The 18,133-nt window shown below is 66.3% G+C and carries 15 protein-coding genes; 10 read left to right on the top strand and 5 right to left on the bottom strand.

Annotated elements, in window-relative coordinates; genetic code table 11:
* Positions 1 to 225: 225 nt before the first annotated feature.
* The 3 genes from SMCB_RS05265 to acs all read right to left on the bottom strand — a co-directional run bounded on the left by SMCB_RS05265 (position 226) and on the right by acs (position 4,567).
* On the bottom strand, positions 226 to 1,554 hold the full coding sequence (locus tag SMCB_RS05265; RefSeq protein ID WP_045535610.1) for a type II toxin-antitoxin system HipA family toxin: 1,329 nt from the start codon (positions 1,552 to 1,554) through the stop codon (positions 226 to 228).
* On the bottom strand, positions 1,551 to 1,865 hold the full coding sequence (locus tag SMCB_RS05270; RefSeq protein ID WP_045535612.1) for an XRE family transcriptional regulator: 315 nt from the start codon (positions 1,863 to 1,865) through the stop codon (positions 1,551 to 1,553). Before SMCB_RS05270 ends, SMCB_RS05265 begins: the two co-directional genes overlap by 4 nt.
* Positions 1,866 to 2,572: 707 nt before the next feature.
* A complete protein-coding gene (acs, locus tag SMCB_RS05275; RefSeq protein WP_045535613.1) occupies positions 2,573 to 4,567 on the bottom strand; it encodes an acetate--CoA ligase in 1,995 nt (664 codons plus the stop codon).
* Positions 4,568 to 4,731: 164 nt separating this feature from the next.
* Between acs and SMCB_RS05280 the strand changes: the two genes are divergently transcribed.
* Positions 4,732 to 6,282 (top strand): fumarate hydratase, encoded by a 1,551-nt coding sequence (locus tag SMCB_RS05280; protein WP_045535614.1) that lies wholly within the window; start codon positions 4,732 to 4,734, stop codon positions 6,280 to 6,282.
* A gap of 92 nt (positions 6,283 to 6,374) precedes the next feature.
* Here SMCB_RS05280 and SMCB_RS05285 read toward each other — a convergent pair whose 3' ends face one another.
* Entirely contained in the window at positions 6,375 to 7,001 is a 627-nt protein-coding gene (locus tag SMCB_RS05285) for a DUF6806 family protein (RefSeq protein WP_171820318.1), read from the bottom strand.
* A gap of 230 nt (positions 7,002 to 7,231) precedes the next feature.
* Between SMCB_RS05285 and SMCB_RS05290 the strand changes: the two genes are divergently transcribed.
* Together SMCB_RS05290 and mnmC1 are read left to right on the top strand one after the other, a co-directional pair.
* On the top strand, positions 7,232 to 7,507 hold the full coding sequence (locus SMCB_RS05290) for an oxidative damage protection protein (RefSeq protein ID WP_045535615.1): 276 nt from the start codon (positions 7,232 to 7,234) through the stop codon (positions 7,505 to 7,507).
* Positions 7,508 to 7,564: 57 nt separating this feature from the next.
* Positions 7,565 to 8,815: an FAD-dependent 5-carboxymethylaminomethyl-2-thiouridine(34) oxidoreductase MnmC1 gene (gene mnmC1 / locus SMCB_RS05295; RefSeq protein ID WP_045535616.1), complete on the top strand. Its 1,251-nt coding sequence runs from the start codon at positions 7,565 to 7,567 to the stop codon at positions 8,813 to 8,815.
* Here the strand turns inward: mnmC1 and SMCB_RS05300 are convergent.
* Positions 8,803 to 10,710, bottom strand: a complete 1,908-nt coding sequence (locus tag SMCB_RS05300; RefSeq protein WP_082027252.1) for a PHA/PHB synthase family protein — start codon at positions 10,708 to 10,710, stop codon at positions 8,803 to 8,805. The two genes, mnmC1 and SMCB_RS05300, sit on opposite strands and share 13 nt — an antisense overlap.
* Positions 10,711 to 10,910: 200 nt before the next feature.
* Between SMCB_RS05300 and SMCB_RS05305 the strand changes: the two genes are divergently transcribed.
* The 7 genes from SMCB_RS05305 (at position 10,911) to SMCB_RS05335 (ending at position 17,986) form a co-directional block, all read left to right on the top strand.
* The gene (locus tag SMCB_RS05305; protein WP_045535617.1) at positions 10,911 to 12,797 is read left to right on the top strand and encodes a nitrite/sulfite reductase; all 1,887 of its coding nucleotides are present in this window, start codon (positions 10,911 to 10,913) and stop codon (positions 12,795 to 12,797) included.
* Between the two features lie 44 nt (positions 12,798 to 12,841).
* On the top strand, positions 12,842 to 13,294 hold the full coding sequence (locus SMCB_RS05310; RefSeq protein WP_052468431.1) for a DUF934 domain-containing protein: 453 nt from the start codon (positions 12,842 to 12,844) through the stop codon (positions 13,292 to 13,294).
* The gene (locus SMCB_RS05315) at positions 13,291 to 14,082 is read left to right on the top strand and encodes a phosphoadenylyl-sulfate reductase (RefSeq protein WP_144400284.1); all 792 of its coding nucleotides are present in this window, start codon (positions 13,291 to 13,293) and stop codon (positions 14,080 to 14,082) included. The genes SMCB_RS05310 and SMCB_RS05315 overlap by 4 nt, the downstream gene beginning before the upstream one ends.
* Positions 14,079 to 15,026 (top strand): sulfate adenylyltransferase subunit CysD, encoded by a 948-nt coding sequence (gene cysD, locus SMCB_RS05320; protein WP_045535619.1) that lies wholly within the window; start codon positions 14,079 to 14,081, stop codon positions 15,024 to 15,026. Before SMCB_RS05315 ends, cysD begins: the two co-directional genes overlap by 4 nt.
* A gap of 1 nt (position 15,027) precedes the next feature.
* The gene (locus SMCB_RS05325) at positions 15,028 to 16,425 is read left to right on the top strand and encodes a sulfate adenylyltransferase subunit 1 (RefSeq protein ID WP_082027253.1); all 1,398 of its coding nucleotides are present in this window, start codon (positions 15,028 to 15,030) and stop codon (positions 16,423 to 16,425) included.
* Positions 16,426 to 16,522: 97 nt separating this feature from the next.
* On the top strand, positions 16,523 to 16,852 hold the full coding sequence (gene fdxA / locus SMCB_RS05330; RefSeq protein WP_045535622.1) for a ferredoxin FdxA: 330 nt from the start codon (positions 16,523 to 16,525) through the stop codon (positions 16,850 to 16,852).
* A 9-nt stretch (positions 16,853 to 16,861) separates the two neighbouring features.
* Complete coding sequence (locus SMCB_RS05335) at positions 16,862 to 17,986, top strand: NAD(P)/FAD-dependent oxidoreductase (RefSeq protein WP_045535624.1); 1,125 nt, start codon at positions 16,862 to 16,864, stop codon at positions 17,984 to 17,986.
* Positions 17,987 to 18,133: the final 147 nt, after the last annotated feature.

The following is an 18,133-nucleotide window of genomic DNA, read 5'->3' on the forward strand; positions in this document are numbered from 1 at the left end:
CACCCTCCAGCAGCCGCTGGTTTTGGCGCAAACGAAAAAAGGGGGCCCTGTGGCCTAGTCGTTGGCTTAAAGTGTTGACGTTCTAGAAGGGCTTGATTGCGACGCCTCCGTAAGCTTGCTGGCTACGGAGGCGGTTTTTCATGCCCAAGCCAAGACCTGGCCGTAGTGGTTTTCAGCGAGAGGCCTCCGATGGAGAGCCCACCAATGCCTTTTTTTATCTCGGGCTCAGCTCATCAAGGGCAGGTGGGACTTCCCTATCTTAGTGCGCGCCGGCGCCTTGGGCTGTACCACCTCTGCGAAGCCTTCTGCCTGCAGCACGGGCTCCAGGGAAGGAAAACTCCATGCCTTGCTCAGTCGCAGGCTGTTCATGCCTTCGTTCCAGGCCTTCAACATGCGAGGGCCCACCAGTCCAAACGACTCGTAGTCCCGACTCGCCCGTACGACCTCTGTGGAAACATCCACCATCGCCTCGCAGAGGCGCTCAACCCGTTGGCCGACCTCCGCCGGCTTCAGGCTGCAGCGTGTCTGGAGGTAGACCTCCAAGGCCTTGCCTGGGCGCCACGTGCTGCGTCCACCTACGGACATCCCGGGAGGGTTGTCGCAGTAGTCGTCGTAGACGGAAATGGTCAGCATGTCATAGACCGGCGCCAGGCGCACGTCCGAGAGGCCTGAATACAGCAGGGCAATATTCTTGGTGTGGCAGTCCGCATTGCGCAGCGCATAGGTGAGCAACAGCAGATTACCGAGGTCGGACAAGGCCTGGCCTTGGTTCTGCACCGGCGTGACATCCTTGATGCGGTTGGCCACCTTCTCCCAGGTTGACTCATACTTTTGCTCGGGGCGCAGCGCCAGCAAGCTGCACAAATCCTCCATGCCGAGCCGCGTGATTCCGTCCTCGGCATAGTCAAAGCGATGTACCGCCAGGGCTTGCCCGTCCTGCGAGACCTCCGTCCGGGCCGCGTGGCCGAACGCGCGATGGGCCACCTGCATGCAAAAGTGCTCGTTGAGCGCCACACCAGGCAGGCGAGAGGTGGTTCCCTTGATGATGTACTTGTCTGTGGGCAGCGTGGCTTTGTTGTAGTCCTTCAGAAACCCCGCGGTGTTGGGTGCCAGGAACTTGGGCACCACGCCCGAGACACCGGAGGCTGCAAAGCGCCGCACCAGGCGCTCAAAGGCCGCCTCAGAGTTGTCGCCCCTCAGGATGTCGCCCAGATCGAACGCCAAGGGCTCGGCCCGGGGGTCAGCGCCAGGCGGCGCCAGCTTGACCCGCCCTATGGCATTGCGGCCGACAAACGAAAGAAGGTTCAAAGGGGATGCCCCTACGTTAGGACCCAATTGCTCCTGCAGCACGGAGAGCAGGTAGCCCTCAGGCAGGTTCATCCTGAACAGCGGATGGAGCTCCGGATAGACGTAGGACTTGGTGCGCACGGGCATGAGCAGGGAAATGAACTGCTCCTCGGCAACACCGGGGTGGTAGGTGAGCACGTGCTCGAAGTTGTCTGTGGACTCCAACGTGGCCACAGGTTCGTCGTGCACGAAGACAGTGAGCTTCACGGGCGGCGTTCTGCGGGGGCGGCAGTGCCGCTACGGGCCACCTCTGAGCCCTCCAGCCGGCGCTGGGCCAGAGCGTCGTCGAGCGTGAACCGCGGCTTGGCCGCACTGACGGTCAACCCATAGCCCAGAACTTCCAGGAGGCGAAGCAGCTTCCTGGAACCAAATTCCGAGACATTGCCCTTTTCGAACCGGGCCAGCGTCGACTGAGCGAGGCCACACAAGGCACCAAGCTCTTTTTGGGTCAGGCCTTTGTCACGGCGCAACCGGGCCACTTCTTGGCCTAGGTCGGACAGGCTTGACAAGTGCTGCATTTGTTATCTTTCAAAGTGTCGGTCAGGCTCCAGTTTAATAGCACATGCGCCATAAATTCAACAGGGCAGGCACATTGCTTCCGACCGTAAGCTCAACTTAAAAACCAGTTAGGCAACGCGGCTTCGCGCACTCATAAGATAACAAACATGTCATAGAAAGGCAAGCAAAGTTGCTCGGTTGACTGAGAGCGACTTCAAAAACCCATGCCATATAAAGCATGTTTTGCGGCCCGTTGCAGGGTTCAATGCACACAAAAAAGCTCCCAGAACGCAAGGCTAGCCGTTGGCTTAGAGTGCTGACGTTCTGGAAGGGCTTGATGGCGACGCCTCCGCAGCTTGCTGGCTATGGAGGCGTTTTTCATGGTCAAGCTAAGACCTGGGCGCCGCGGCTTTCAGCAAGAACCCCCTCGGATGCAGAGCCCACCCTAGTTCCTTGCCGGGCATACAGACCTCATTGGTCACCTGGCGACTGCCCGAGGCCGCACGTATGCTGAAAAAATCTCCGGAAGAAAAATGCCCTATAAAACGAGGAGTCGCATAGGGCAAACCAGGAGCCTACGAGGTAGGCATCAACACTTTACGCCAACGCCTAGCCCTGTGGCCCCCTTTTGCATTTGGGGCCTTGCGGCCCCCTCGGGTTTCGGGCAGCGCACAAGGTCTGCCCACCCCAAAAGCGCGCACCCAAGTCCGGGCGCGCGCCAGCCCGATCAGTTGCTCTTGGCCAACTGCTCCAGAATGTGCGGGTTCTCCAGCGTCGAGGTGTCTTGGGTCACCGCCTCGCCCTTGGCCAGCGAGCGCAGCAGGCGGCGCATGATCTTGCCCGAGCGCGTTTTGGGCAGGTTTTCGCCAAAGCGGATCTCTTTGGGTTTGGCGATCGGGCCGATCTCTTTGGCCACCCAGTTGCGCAGCTCGGTGGCCAGCGCCTTGGCTTCGTCGCCGGTGGGCACCGGGCGCTTGAGCACCACAAAGGCCACGATGGCCTCGCCGGTCAGGTCGTCCGGGCGGCCCACCACGGCGGCTTCGGCCACCAGGTCGGTCTTGCCCACCAGGGCCGATTCGATTTCCATCGTGCCCATGCGGTGCCCCGAGACGTTGAGCACGTCGTCGATGCGGCCGGTGATGCGAAAGTAGCCCCGGTCTTCGGAGCGCACGGCGCCGTCGCCAGCCAAGTAGTAGCCCTTGAGCTCTTCGGGGAAGTAGCTCTTCTTGAAGCGCTGCGGGTCGCCCCAGATGGTGCGAATCATCGACGGCCAAGGCTTCTTGACCACCAGAATGCCGCCTTGGCCGTTGGCCACGTCGTTGCCCATTTCATCGACGATGGCGGTGCTGATGCCCGGCAGCGGCAGCGTGCACGAACCCGGCACCAGCGGCGTGGCACCCGGCAACGGGGTGATCATGTGGCCGCCGGTCTCGGTCTGCCAGAAGGTATCCACTACCGGGCAGCGCTCGCCGCCGATGTTGCGGTAGTACCACATCCAAGCTTCGGGGTTGATCGGCTCGCCCACCGAGCCCAGAAGGCGCAGGCTGGTGAGGTCCCAGTTTTTGGGGTGCACCTTGGCGTCGGTTTCGGCGGCCTTGATGAGCGAGCGGATCGCCGTGGGCGCGGTGTAGAAGATGGTGCAGCGGTGTTTTTCGATCGTCTGCCAGAAGCGCCCGGCGTGCGGGAACGTGGGCACGCCCTCGAACACGATCTGCGTCGCCCCCGCAGCCAGCGGCCCGTAGGCGACGTAACTGTGGCCGGTGACCCAGCCGATGTCGGCGGTGCACCAGAACACGTCGTTGGGCTGGAGGTCAAAAGTCCAGTCCATGGTCTGCCTGGCCCACAGCAGGTAGCCGCCGGTGCTGTGCTGCACACCCTTGGGCTTGCCGGTCGAGCCCGAGGTGTAGAGGATGAACAGCGGGTGCTCGGCGCCCACCATTTCGGGCGCGCAGACGCTGGACTGCGCCGCCATCACTTCGTGCATCAGCACATCGCGCCCGGCCACTAGGTTGCAGGGGCTGGCGGTGCGCTGGAACACGACCACGTTTTTGATCGAATCACAGCCGCCCAAGGCGAGGCCTTCATCGACGATGGCTTTGAGCGGCAGCTCTTTGCCGCCGCGCATCTGGTAGTTGGCGGTGATCACGGCCACGGCGCCGGCGTCTTGGATGCGCTCTTGCAGCGCCTTGGCCGAAAAGCCGCCGAACACCACGCTGTGCGTGGCGCCGATGCGCACGCAGGCCTGCATCGCCACCACGCCCTCGATCGTCATGGGCATGTAGATCACCACGCGGTCGCCTTTTTGCACCCCCATGGCCTTGAGCGCGTTGGCAAATTGGCTCACTTTGGCCAGCAACTCCTTGTACGTGACCTTGGTCACGGTGCCGTCGTCGGCCTCGAAGATGATGGCGGTTTTGTGCTCGGTCGGGGTGCCGATGTGGCGGTCGAGGCAATTGGCCGAGGCGTTGAGCTCGCCGTCTTGGAACCATTTGTAAAAAGGCTTGTTCGATTCATCGAGCACCTGGGTGAAGGGCTTGTGCCAGACCAGCTGCTCGCGGGCCAGACGGGCCCAAAAGCCTTCGTAGTCGCGTTCGGCTTCGGCACACAAGGCGTGGTAGGCCTCCATGCCAGACACACGCGCGGCGGCGACGGTGGAGGCACTGGGCTCAAACACGCGGTTTTCGACCAAGGTGGACTGAACGGCAGACGACGATACAGACATGAAAAGCTCCTCTGTTGGGTGAAATCGGCAACCTATGACTGTGCGCAAGCTCTCTGACGAGGCTCTTACATCCTACATCATCACCAGAAAGCCGCCGACACGCATATACCCGAATTATTTACACTCGGGCTCTTAGCCCAAAATTTTTAACCAGTAACTACACCATGACCACCATCCGCCAGCAAGACCTGATCGACTCGATCGCCGACGCCTTTCAGTACATCAGTTTCTACCACCCGCTCGACTACATCCAAGCGCTGGGCCGGGCTTGGGAGCGCGAGCAAGGGGCGGCGGCCAAAGACGCCATCGCCCAGATCCTGAGCAACTCGCGCCTGAGCGCCGAGGGGCACCGCCCGATCTGCCAAGACACCGGCATCGCCGTGGTGTTCATCAAGGTGGGCATGAACGTGCGCTGGAGCGACGCCACCCTGAGCCTGCACGAGATGATCAACGAAGGCGTGCGCCGCGCTTACCTGAACCCGGACAACCCGCTGCGCGCCTCGGTGCTGGCCGACCCGGCCGGGGCGCGCAAAAACACGCGCGACAACACGCCGGCGGTGGTGCACTACGAAATCGTGCCCGGCGACCAGGTGGAGGTGACCTGTGCCGCCAAGGGCGGCGGCTCCGAGAACAAGTCCAGGTTCGCCATGCTCAACCCCTCCGACTCGATCGTGGACTGGGTGCTCAAAACCGTGCCCGGCATGGGTTCCGGCTGGTGCCCGCCGGGGATTTTGGGCTTGGGGCTAGGCGGCACGCCCGAAAAAGCCATGCTGCTGGCCAAAGAGTCGCTCATGGCCCCGGTGGACATCGACCTGCTGTTCGAGCGCCAGCGCGCCGGAGCGGCGCTGACGCGCTTGGAGGCGCTGCGGCTGGAGCTGTACGAGAAGGTCAACGCGCTGGGCATCGGCGCCCAAGGGCTGGGCGGGCTGACCACGGTGCTGGACGTGAAAATCCTTGATTACCCGACCCACGCCGCCTCGCTGCCGGTGGCCCTGATCCCCAACTGCGCCGCCACCCGGCACGTGCATTTTTACCTCGACGGCAGCGGCCCGGCCCGACTCGAGCCACCGCGTCTGGCCGATTGGCCGGCGGTGACTTGGACGCCAGATGTGCAGACGGCCAAGCGGGTGCAGCTCGACACCCTGAGCCCGGCCGAGGTCGCGAGCTGGAAGGCGGGCGACAAGCTGCTGCTCAACGGCAAGATGCTCACCGGGCGCGACGCCGCGCACAAGCGCATTGCCGACCTGCTGGCCAAGGGCGAGCCGCTGCCGGTGGATTTCCGCAACCGCGTGATCTACTACGTGGGGCCGGTGGACCCGGTGCGCGATGAAGTGGTGGGCCCGGCCGGCCCGACCACCGCCTCGCGCATGGACCCGTTCACGCGCACGATGCTGGAGCAGACCGGCCTGATCGCCATGATCGGAAAATCGGAGCGCGGCCCGGTGGCGGTGCAGGCGATCAAAGACAACCGCAGCGCCTACCTGATGGCCGTGGGCGGCGCCGCCTACCTGGTGGCCAAGGCGATCAAATCGGCCAAGGTGGTGGGTTTTGCCGACCTTGGGATGGAAGCGATCTACGAGTTTGAGGTGCAGGACATGCCGGTGACGGTGGCGGTGGACAGCAGTGGCGACAACGTGCACGAAAGCGGCCCAGCCGAATGGCGCCAGCGCATCGCCAGTGGCGAGTTCAAGGGCATTGCGCTGGCAGCGGGTTAAGCCCCAGCGCGGGCTCTGGCGTCGGCCTTAGGGCGCGCCAGAGCCCGCGCAAAGGCCGTGCGCGTCGGCAGCTCAAGCACCCCCCGGGGGGGTTAGTGCAAATGGCGCGGCTTGCGCGGCCCGCCATGCCCGCCGGCTGGGCCCGAACCGCGCGGCGGGCGGCCCAGCTGCATCGAGCTCACCAGCGAGTCGAAGCGGCTGCCAAACAGGCGGTCGATCGAGGCCACCACGTCACTGAGCTCGGACGCGTCGAAGTGGCGCTCCATCAGGTTGACCACGTCTTGCACCAGCAAGTCGCGCTGCACCTGCATGATGGCCGCCGGTGTGGGGCCCACAAAGCAGAGCACGAAGTCGTCGCGCGCCTCTTCGTCTTCCGGCGCTTCTTCTTCGTCGAACTCAATGTCGTAGAACGAGACCTCAAGCGCGGCCCCGGCAGCGGCGATTTCATTCAGGCCCATGCAGGCTTCGTCGATGGCGAGGCGAAAATCCTCGTCGCCCTCGACCGTCCAGCAAATCTGCAACAAGCGCTCTTTGGCCTCGAAGCGGATGCCGGGCTCTTCTTCGTACTGGCTGGCTGCGGCATCGACCAGCGAGCGCGCGCCCACGTACTTCCACAGCGGCTTGAGCGCGTCCTGAATCTGTGGGTAGTCCACCTCCTCGCGCAGGGGAACGTCGCCGTGGACGTGGATCTCGAACGCAGGGGCGTTTTGGCTCATGATGGTGCTCACAGTTGAATGGGGTATGCACGCAAAACCCGCAGCGCTTCCCCATCCATGATCTAAAAGCCCGATTGTAAATCCCCATGCTCCGGCTGGTGCAGCCTGCTGGTTTGGACTGCGTGCTTGGCGCCACCCATGCCCGCTGTGCGCTCATGCAGGCAGCGGGCTTGCCACGGGCGCAAAGCTTGGTAAAGTCGGGCTTGGCTTCACTCTAACTCACGAACAATCCCATGGCACGCACGGTTCACTGCATCAAACTCGGCACCGATTCCGAAGGCCTCGACTTCCCACCCTACCCGGGCGAGCTGGGCAAACGCATTTACGAGCAGGTCAGCAAACAGGCTTGGGCCGACTGGATCCGGCACCAAACCATGCTGGTGAACGAAAACCGCCTCAACTTGGCCGACCTGCGGGCGCGCCAATACCTGGCGCGGCAGATGGAGCAGCATTTTTTTGGTGCTGGGGCCGACCAAGCCGCCGGCTACGTGCCGCCAAGCGGCCCATGATGCGCACCGCTGCCGGCGGCTGCCGCCACCGGCCGCTGCGGTTTGGTAGCCTGCCCCTTGCAAACCCACGCCGCCTCGGTTGAGGGCGCCGGCCACGCGCTGGTGCTGGGTGCCGGCTTGGCCGGCTCGGCCGCCGCCTACAGCCTAGCGCAGCGCGGCTGGCGTGTCGAGGTGCTCGACGCCGCCAGTGCCCCCGCTGCTGGCGCCTCGGGCCTGCCCGCAGGCCTGATCGCCCCCCACGTGTCGCCAGACGATGCGCTTCTGTCGCGCATCAGCCGCGCCGGGCTGCGCGCCACCTTGCAGCGCGTGGCGGCGCTGTTGCCCCAAGGGCAAGACTGGGCCCCCAGCGGCGCACTCGAGCACCGGGTGAAGCACAAACGCGCCCTGCCGCCGGCCACACCTGAAACTCCGCGCTGCGGCGACGACTGGAGCTTGGAGGCCAGCCCGGGACAAATCGAAGCCGCTGGGCTGGCCGACCTCGATGCACCGGCCAGTGCGCTCTGGCACCCGAGTGCGGCTTGGCTGCGCCCGGCGCAACTGGTGCGCGCGCAGCTGGCGCACGAGCGCATTGTGTGGCGCGGCGGCGCGGCCGTGGCTCGCCTGCAGCGCACTAGCACAGGCTGGGCGCTGCTCGACGCCCGCGGGCACACGCTGGCGCAGGCCCCGCATGTGGTGCTGGCGGCGGGTTTTGCGGTGCGGGCGCTGCTGGAACACTTGCATACCGGCCCCGAGGCCACTGGTTGCACCCTGCCCCTGCAAGCCTTGCGCGGACAAGTCAGCTGGGGGCTGCTCAGCGACCTGCCGGCTGCCGCACGCGCTGCCCTGCCCCCGTGGCCGGTGCATGGTTACGGCAGCTTTTTGCAGGGCATGAGCGGCCCCAACGACGCGCCAATGTGGATCGTGGGCTCGACCTTTGATCGCGGCAACACCACCGCAGCCGTGACCGCGGCCGACCACGCCGCCAATCAAGCGCGCCTGCAGCGCCTGCTGCCGCGCTTGGGCGCGCAGATGCCAAGCGCTTTTGCAACTGCCCAAGGCTGGGCGGCGGTGCGCTGCACCCTGCCCGACCGGCTGCCCGCCGTGGGGGCGCTGGATGGCACACGCTGGCCTGGCCTGCATGTGCTCACGGGTCTGGGCGCGCGCGGCCTGACGCTGTCGGTACTGGCCGGCGAGGTGCTGGCCGCGCAGCTGCACGGCGAACCGTGGCCGCTGCCCGCACGCCTAGCGCAGGCGCTGCTGGCGCAACGCTTCGTGCGCGGCGGCCAGCCAGAGCGCGGCGCGGCCCCTGCAACGCATCAATCGCCGTAACGCACCTGCACGTACTGCCCGGGCGCACTGCCCAGCGCCGGGTCGTGCACCGGGGCGCGCGCCGGGACGCGTTGGCCGCTACCTTGCGCCTTAAACCATTCATCCCAAGCCGGCCACCAGCTGCCTTCGTGGCGCGGGGCTTGCTCTAGCCACTCATCCGGGGTGCGCCAGGTCTGGTGCAAGGGGCTGCTCAGCAACTGGTAATGGCGTCGCGGCCGCCCCGGCTCCGAAACGATGCCCGCGTTGTGCCCACCGCTGGTCAGGGCAAAAGTGACCTCGGCCGACACCAGGCGGTGAATCTTATAGACCGAGCGCCACGGCGCCACGTGGTCTTTGAGGGTGCCCACGGCAAACACCGGCACCCGGATGTCGCGCAGCGAAATCGGTCGCCCCAAGTAGAGGTAGTGGCCCTCGGCGAGGTCGTTGTTCAAGTAACAGGAGCGCAGGTACTGGCTGTGCATCAGGGCCGGCAAGCGCGTCACGTCGGCGTTCCAGACCATGAGGTCGTTGGGCAGATCTTCTTGGCCCAGCAGCCAGCGCCGGGTTTTGCTGGACCAGACCAAGTCGCGCGCATGCAGAAACTGAAACGAAGCCGCCATCTGCTGACCGGTCAGGAAGCCTTTGCTGGCCATCATGTCTTCGAGCAGGCGCACTTGGGCTTCGTCGATCAGCACGCCCATCTCGCCCGGGTCGGTGAAATCGACTTCGGCCGCCAACAAGCTCAGCGAAGCCAGCGGTGATGCGGCCGATTCGGGGTTTTGGCTCGACAGCACCGCGTCACCGCCACCGAGCGCGCCTGCAGCCATGGCGGCAAAGGTTCCCCCCAGACAATAACCCACCAGATGCACTGGTGCTTGGCACTGCCCATGCACGTGGTCGAGCGCCGCCAGCACGCCCTCGCTCACGTAGTCGTCCATGCCAAGCAAGGCATCGCTGGCATCCGGGTTGCGCCACGAAGCGATGTACACCGTGTGCCCTTGGCCCACCAGCCAGCGCACCATCGAGTTGTGCGGCGACAGGTCCAAGATGTAGTACTTCATGATGCACGAGGGGATGATCAGCACCGGCTCGGCCTGCACCTCGGTCGTGCTGGGGCGGTACTGGATCAGCTCGATCAGGCCGTTGCGCAGCACCACCTCGCCGTCGGTCATGGCCAAGCCCTGGCCCGGCGCCAGATCCACCTGGGATGCATGACGGGGCTGCATGCCTTGGCTGCGGCGCAGGTCGTCGAGCGCAAGGTTGACGCCCTGCAACAAGGTCTGGCCACGGCTCTGCCACGCTGCCTGGAGCGCCTGCGGGTTGGTGGGCAAAAAGTTGCTGGGCGAGAGCAGATCAAACAATTGGCTGCCGTAAAAACGCATCTGGTGGCGCGAGTGATCCTGCATCCCGCGCAGGTTGCAGGCATCGAGCCACCACTGCTCGCCCAGTTTGTTGGCGCTGGCCAAGGGCCGCCAAGGCCAGCTTTGCCACTCGGGAGCGGCGTAGCGGCTGTCTTCTTCGATCTGTTCGCTCAGGCTGTCGGGTGTGGCCGCCGCTTGGGCCTCGGGCGTCGTCGCCGCTGGGGTCTCTGGCGTCGCCGCTGGGGTGGCGGCGTTCAAGTGTGGCATCAGCGCCTGCACCGCGTCCTGCGACCAGCGCATGCCCGACTCGAGCGCACGGCGCGCCAACCGCGCCTGCGAACCCGGCGAAGAGGCCAAGTGCAGCGCCCAGTCGGTCCAAGAGAGCGTGAGCGAGATGGGCGAAATGCCCGAAGACCAACGCGCCATCTGCGCCATCATGTGGCTGTCGATGTCGTAGGCGCTGCGGCTGGCGGGCGAGACCGAGCGGCTTTTGCGGCGCTCCAAGGTGCTGGCAGGTTGTAGGGCGGCGTTTTCTTTGCGGTCTGTGGTGTTCATGGTTGTTAAGTTAAGGCAAAAAAATGACTGCGCCGTGACCAACTTTTATGGCGCCAAGCACAGAGGGTAGGGAAGCAAGTCCAGCTTTATTCTTTTTTGCTATGCTTCAATAAATAAACAGTAGTTTGCAAATATTAAGCAGAGTCCTACAGTCGGGCTCTTTCGGGACCACCTCGACTCTACCGCTTTTAGCCACCCGCATGTACGCCCACACCGATTTTGACCGCCAGTTCATCCGCCAGCGTGCGGCCCAGTTCCGCGACCAGTGGCAGCGCCACCGCGACGGCGCCTTGTCCGACGAAGCCTTTAGGCCGCTGCGGCTGCAAAACGGCTGGTACATCCAGCGCCACGCCCCCATGCTGCGCGTCGCCGTGCCCTACGGCGAGCTGTCCAGCACGCAGGTGCGGGCGCTGGCGCAGATCGCACGCGTCTATGACCAACCCGGCGCTGCCGTGTTCCAAGGCGCGGTGGCGGCGCAAAACCGGCTCGGTGCGGTGCAGCTGCGCGACGGCCGCGCCATCGCCAGCCGCCTGCCCACCGGCTACGGCCACTTCACCACGCGCCAAAACGTGCAGTTCAACTGGATCGCGCTCGAGCACGCACCCGAGGTCATGGAGCTGCTGGCCAGCGTGGACATGCACGGCATCCAGACCAGCGGCAACTGCATCCGCAACATCAGCACCGACGCGCTGGCCGGCATTGCCCCCGACGAAGTGGCCGATCCGCGCCCCTTCGCCGAAATTTTGCGCCAGTGGAGCACGCTGCACCCCGAGTTCGCTTTTCTGCCGCGCAAGTTCAAGGTGGCCATCGTCGGCGCGCGCGAAGACCGGGCCGCGCTGCACTGGCACGACGTCGGGCTGCAACTATGGCGCAACGCGGCCGGCGAGCTGGGCTTCAAGGTGTTGGTGGGCGGCGGCATGGGGCGCACACCGGTGATCGCCAGCACGATCTGCGACTTTTTGCCCTGGGACCAGCTGCTCAACTACATGGAAGCGCTGGTGCGCATCTACAACGCTTGGGGCCGGCGCGATAATATGTACAAATCGCGCATCAAAATTTTGGTGCGCGCCCAAGGCCAGCGCTTTTTTGACGAAGTCCAGGCCGAGTACGACCGCATCGTGGCGCAAGACGGCGCCCCGCACACCATCAGCGCGGCTGAGCTGCAGCGCGTCAGCGCCGGTTTTGCCCCCCCTGCGCGCCCAAGCAGCCGCCCCTGCACCGACGAGCGCATGGCGCGCCTGCTGCGCCTGAGCACCGAAGACGACCTCGAATTCGAGCGCTGGCTGCAGCGCAACGTGCACGCGCACCAAAACCCCGAGCTGCGCGCCGTCACACTCGCCTTCAAGCGCCTGGGCCAAGCCCCGGGCGATGCCAGCGCCAGCCAGCTCGAGGCCGTGGCCGAGCTGGCCGAACGCTTCAGCGCCGGCGAGGTGCGCGTCACGCACCAGCAAAACCTGCTGCTGCCCTGGGTGCGCTGCGACGAGCTGACCGAGCTCTGGCGTGCGGCGCGGCGCCTGGGGCTGGCGCAGCCCCATATCGGGCTGCTCACCGACCTCATCGCCTGCCCCGGCGGCGACTTCTGCGACCTGGCCAACGCGCGCTCGCTGACCATCGCCGAGGCCCTGCTGCAGCGCTACCAAGACCTCGACGAGCTGCACGACCTTGGGCCCATCGACCTGCACCTGAGCGGCTGCATCAACTCCTGCGGCCACCACCACAGCGGCCACATCGGCATCTTGGGTGTGGATAAAGACGGCCAGGAGTGGTACCAGATCAGCCTGGGCGGATCGGATGGCAGCACGCTCAGCGGCGCGCCCACGCCCGGCAAGGTGCTGGGGCCGTCTTTCACCTCCAGCGAGGTCTGCGACGCGATCGAGGCCATTCTGGAGGCCTACCAAGAGCTGCGCGCACCGGGCGAGCGCTTCGTGCACACCCTGCAGCGCCTAGGGCACGAGCCCTTCAAGGCCGCCGCCAACGCGGTGCGCGTGGCCACTGCGCGGTGGCAGGAGCACGCGGCCGCACACGCCCAAGCCGCCCACCCGAACCCGGACAGCCCCGCTTTGCGCCGCACCGCCGTGGCGCTTTGAGCGGATTAGGCGCACTCAGCACCCCCGACTTCAATCTATTGCCCATGAAACTCCTCACGCCAACCGAGGCCGCCGCGGCCGCGCCCAGCCCCGCCGGCAGCGTGCTCACGCTGGCCCCCGATTTCGAGCTGTGGGCCGCGCACCTTGCGCAAACGCTCGACCTAAGCGCCGTGCAGCGCATCGACCTACAGTTCCCCAAATTCACCGACGGCCGCGCCTACAGCCAGGCGGTGCTGCTGCGCCGGCGCTGCGGCTACTGCGGCCTGCTGCGCGCCACCGGCGAGGTGCTGATCGACCAGTTGCTGCAATTGCAGCGCTGCGGCTTCGACGAAGCCCTGCTGCGCGCCGACCAAGACCCGGCGCACGGGCAGCGCCTGCTGCAACAGTTTGGCAGCTTTTACCAGGGCGACGCGCTGCAACCGCGGCCGCACTTTGCCCGCGCTGCCGTCACCGCCTACGCTGCAACCACCGCCACCACCACCGGAGCCCCCGCATGATGAACGCCCAGCAGGTGCAGCCGCACTTTGCCCGCGCTGCCCTGCAGCAGGCCCAGCCGAGCGCCGATTACCAGGCCAAGCTGGCGCGCAGCCGCGCCCTGCTGCAACAAGCGGCCAGCGAGCACCAGCCGCTGGTGCAGGCCTCCAGCCTTGGGGCCGAAGACGTGGTCATCCGGCACCTGATCGACACCCTGAGTCTACCGATCCCGCTGTTTGTGCTCGACACCGGTGCCCTGCACCCCGAGACGCTGGCGCTGCTGGCGCGCACCGAGGCGCGGGCGGCACAGCCGGATGCACAACCGGTGCGCGTCTATAAACCGCAGCCCGGCGTGGCCGAAGCCTTCGTGGCGCGCGAGGGCCCGGATGCCATGCGCCGCAGCGTGGCCCTGCGCCAAGCCTGCTGCGCCATCCGCAAAGTCGAGCCGCTGCGCCGGGCGCTGCACGGCCAGCGCGCTTGGATCACCGGTTTGCGGCGCGAACAATCGGCCCAGCGCGCCGAGGTGCCCGCGATCGACCGCAGCGACCTCGACCCCGCACGCGCCGACCGGCCCAGCGCGGGGCTGATCCAGATCAACCCGCTGGCCGACTGGAGCTGGGGCGAGGTCTGGCACCACATCGCCCTGCACGGGCTGGACTACAACCCGCTGCACGACCGCTTCTACCCCAGCATCGGCTGCGCGCCCTGCACCCGCGCCGTGAGCGTGGGCGAAGATTTGCGCGCCGGGCGCTGGTGGTGGGAACAAGACAGCGCCAAAGAATGCGGCCTGCACCAAAGGAGCCACCCATGAACGCACGCATCCCCCTTCCCCAGCCTGGCCCCAGCGCCGCGCCCCAGCTCGACAACAGCCAGCTCGACGCGCTCGAGGAAGAAACCATCTTCATCCTGCGCGAAGTCGCCGCCGTGTTTGAGCGCCCGGCACTGCTGTTCTCGGGCGGCAAAGACTCGCTGGTGCTGCTGCGCTGCGCCGAAAAAGCCTTTGGCCGCGGCCGCCTGCCCTACCCGCTGCTGATGATCGACACCGGCCACAACTTCCCCGAGGTGCTGGCCTTCCGAGACCAGCGCGCGCGCGAACTGGGGGCCGAGCTGATCGTGCGCCGGGTTGAAGATTCGATGGCGCGCGGCAGCGTGCGCTTGGCGCACCCGGGCCAGAGCCGCAACGCGCACCAGTCGGTCACGCTGCTGGAAGCGATCGACGAATTTCGCTTCGACGCCCTAATCGGCGGCGCCCGGCGCGACGAAGAAAAAGCGCGCGCCAAAGAGCGCCTCTTCAGCCACCGCGACGCCTTTGGCCAGTGGCAGCCCAAGGCGCAGCGCCCTGAGCTTTGGCAGCTCTACAACACCCGGCTGCAACCGGGCGAGCACTTCCGCGTGTTCCCGATCAGCAACTGGACCGAGATCGACGTCTGGCAATACATCGAGCGCGAGCGCATCGCCCTGCCCAGCCTGTACTACGCGCACCTGCGCCCGGTGGTGCAACGGCGCGGCCTGCTGGTGCCGGTGACCGAGCTCACCCCGCCCAAGCCCGGCGAGACCGTCGAACATTTGAGCGTGCGCTTTCGCACCGTGGGCGACATCACCTGCACCTGCCCGGTGGCCAGCAGCGCCAGCACGGCCGGGCAGATCGTCGCCGAAACCCTCAACGCCCAGTTGAGCGAACGCGGCGCCACGCGCATGGACGACCAGACCAGCGAAGCCTCGATGGAAAAACGCAAACTCGAAGGGTATTTTTAATATGGACGCGTTGCGCTTCATCACCTGCGGCTCGGTTGACGACGGCAAGAGCACGCTCATCGGCCGCCTGCTGCTCGACAGCAAAGCGGTGCTGCAAGACCACTTGGCCGGCATCGCGCACAGCAGCCCCAGCCACGCGCACGATGAGGCCGATGCGGGCGCACAGCTCGACCTCGCGCGCCTGACCGACGGCCTGATGGCCGAGCGCGAGCAAGGCATCACCATCGACGTCGCCTACCGCTACTTCAGCAGCGAGCGGCGCAAGTTCATCATCGGCGACGCCCCCGGGCACGAGCAATACACGCGCAACATGGTCACCGCCGCCTCCAGCGCCGACGCCGCTGTGCTGCTGGTCGATGCCACCAAACTCGACTGGCAGCGCCCCGACTTGGTGCTGCTTGCGCAAACGCGCCGCCACGCCCTGTTGTGCCACCTGCTGCGCGTGCCCAGCTTGGTGTTTGCCGTCAACAAGCTCGACGCCGTGGCCGATGCCGCGCTGGCCTTTGCCCACATCCGCGCTGCTTTGCTGCGCTTTGCCGAGCAAGCCGGGCTGGCGGCGCAGGCCGTGCTGCCGATCTCCGCGCTCAAGGGCTGGAGCGTGGTCGATCGCGGCCACGGCCACGACGGCTGGTGCGGCTACCACGGCCCGACGCTGCTCGAGGTGCTCGAGCAACTGCCCAACACCGCCCCCGCGCCCGAGGCCGCACTGGCGTTCCCGGTGCAATGGGTGGAAAAACCCGGCGCCACCGATGTGGATGCGGTCGAGCTGCCTGCGGCTGGGGCGGCCCCGGCGCACGGGCGGCGCGTCTTATGGGGCCGGGTTGCGGCCGGGCGCGTTCAAGCCGGCGACGAGGTGCAAGTATTCCCCAGCGGCCAGCGCGCGCGCGTGGTGCAGGTGCTGAACCGCTGCCGCCAGCCCCAAGCCGTGGCGGCCGGGCACAGCGCCGGCGTGCTGCTCGAGCGCGAACTCGACGTCTCGCGCGGCGACTGGTTGCTGGCCAGCCCCGTCACCGCCAGCCCCGTCACCGCCAGCCCCGGCGCTGACGCCACCAGCGCTACAGCCGAAGCCCCAGCCAGCCCCTACCCAGCGCGCCACAGTCTAAGCGCCACCCTGGCCTGGCTCGATGACGAACCCCTGCAACCCGGGCGCCTGTACTGGGCGCTGCACCAGCACCGCTGGGTCAAGGCCAAGGTCACGCGGGTGCTGCACCGACTCGACATCCACACGCTGGAGCAACAAAGCGCCGATCGGCTCGAGGCCAACGGCATCGGCCGTGTCGAGTTGCAACTGCAAGCGCCGCTGCCGGCGCATGCCTACGCCCAGTCGCGCGCGCTCGGGGCCTTGATTTTGGTGGACAGCGCCAGCCACCGCACCGCCGCCGCCGTGCTACTGGATTGACCACCCCCCTAACAGGCGAACCCCGAAGCCCTAAAATCCGAACTTTCGCCCTTCCCCGTCCTTTAGCCCGCGCCCCGAGCCACCGAGTCACCGAGCCATGACCCACGTAGTTACCGAAGCCTGCATTGCCTGCAAATACACCGACTGCGTCGATGTCTGCCCCGTGGATTGCTTCCGCGAAGGCCCCAACTTCCTCACCATCGACCCCGACGAGTGCATCGACTGCGCCGTCTGCATCCCCGAGTGCCCGGTGAGCGCCATCTACCCCGAGGAAGACGTGCCCAACGACCAGCAGCATATGATCGCCCTCAATGCCGAACTGGCGCGCCTGCCAGGCTGGAAAAGCATCACCAAGCGCAAGTCACCGCTGCCCGACGCCGATGACCACAAAGACATGACCGGCAAGCTGCCTCTGCTCAAACGCTGACAACTCCCCTTGGCCGCCACGCCACCGCCCATCGAAACCGAGGCTCTGATCATCGGGGCCGGGCCGGCTGGGCTATTTTTGGCCTTTCAGCTCGGGCTGCAAGAGGTCGCCTGCCACCTGGTCGATGTGCTGCCCGAACCCGGCGGCCAGTGCGCCGCGCTCTACCCCGACAAACCGATCTACGACCTGCCCGGCCTGCCGGTGTGTAGCGGCCGTGAGCTCGCCGAGCGCCTGCTGCAGCAGCTGCGCCCCTTCAACCCGCCGCTGCACCTGGGCCAGCTCGTGAGCAGCGTGCAGCGCCAGCCCGACGGGCGCTGGCTGGTGCGCAGCAATGGGCAGAACAACGGGCCAAACAACATTCAGGCGTGGCTGGCGCCGACGGTGTTCATCGCCGCCGGCGTCGGCGCCTTTGTGCCACGCAAAGAAACCCTGCCCGAGCTCGAACCCTTCGAGCACCGCACGCCAGCGCAAGTCTGCTACCACGACCTGCCCCCCGAGGCCGCACTGGCCACCGCCAAGCACATCGTGGTGCACGGGGGCGACGCGGCTGCGGTGGAACTGGCGCTGGAGTTGGCGCAGGAGTCAGCACAGCATGCGACCCACAGCCGCATCACCCTGTTGCACCGCAGCGAGCGCTTGCAGATCGAGCCCCCACTCCAAGCCGCCCTAGACCGAGCGCTGGCCGCGCAGACGCTGCAGCTCGTGCTCGGCCAGCCGGTGGGCCTCGTTTGCGGTGCGGACGCAGATCCGGCAGGGGCGGCGCTGCAAGCCCTGCTGCTGGACACCCCCGGCGGCGGCCAAGCCACCCTGCCCTGCGACCTGCTGCTGCCGCGCTTGGGCCTGAGCCCCAAACTCGGGCCGCTGGCCGACTGGGGCCTGGCGCTGCAGCGCAAGCTTTTGCCAGTGGACAGCGCCACCATGGCCACCGCCGAACCCGGCCTGTACGCCGTGGGCGACATCAACCACTACCCCGGCAAACGCAAACTCATCGTCTGTGCCTTCCACGAAGCCACCCTCGCCGCCTTCGCCGCCGCCGCCCAACTGCGCCCCGGCCAACGCCAACTGCTGCAATACACCACCACCAGCCCGCGCCTGCAGCAGTTGTTGGGGGTGGGGGGGGTGGGGGGGCGGTAGCTGCGAGCAGCTTACTGGCGGCGCCCCCAGCGCTGCCCCAGCACAGGGCACACAGCACACCAGCCAAACTTTGAACAAAGCTGATTACTGTTTTTGCACAAGAGCATTACCCGACTGAGCACCCCCACCTTCCACGGCACGAGAGCT

This window comes from Serpentinimonas maccroryi (assembly GCF_000828915.1).
GTDB classification, from domain to species: domain Bacteria; phylum Pseudomonadota; class Gammaproteobacteria; order Burkholderiales; family Burkholderiaceae_C; genus Serpentinimonas; species Serpentinimonas maccroryi.